This is a genomic window from Vibrio sp. 1401 (genome assembly GCF_033340295.1).
On the sequence record NZ_JAWOWF010000732.1, the window covers coordinates 1 to 546 of the forward strand.

The following is a 546-nucleotide window of genomic DNA, read 5'->3' on the forward strand; positions in this document are numbered from 1 at the left end:
AAGAGCGGGTTTCTTTTTTCGCTTATCTTTACGCCAAGCTATCGGAACTTGCTTTTGAGCATCAGGAACAAGAAGTAGGTACTACCGATGATCGCGACTAACGTACCTGCTGCAATTTGGCTCGGGTAAATGGCGATTTGCCCTAACCAATCCGCCCAAACCATAAGCGTTGCACCAATCAAACTGCCAACGAATAATTGTTCTTTGACCTTTCTTGCTCCTAGCATCATCGCCATGTGTGGTGCGACCAAACCAACAAAGGAAACGGGGCCGACCGTCGCCGTTGAAAAGGCACACAGCAGAGCAACGATAACAAGCAAAATCGTGTTCGCAGATGATGGATTCAGCCCGCGCGCGTTAGAAAACGCTCGACCAATAGAAATCAGTGTTAGCCAACGTGACAACGCAAATACAATCGCTAAAAGCACCAACACGGAGATAAGTAACACCAATGCACTTGTGCTGGTGACGCGATACGTTGAGCCCGTGAGCCAGAGCAAAATTTTGTAACTTTCCCCAGAGCCTTGCGCCAACGCAAACTGAACG

Annotated in this window: 1 protein-coding gene; it reads right to left on the bottom strand. The window is 48.5% G+C overall.

Features of this window, described 5'->3' with window-relative positions; all coding sequences use genetic code 11:
- Nucleotides 1–38: 38 nt before the first annotated feature.
- Nucleotides 39–546, bottom strand: a 508-nt coding sequence (locus R7Z77_RS27845) for an iron chelate uptake ABC transporter family permease subunit (RefSeq protein WP_318137370.1), incomplete at its 5' end; no start/stop codon positions are given.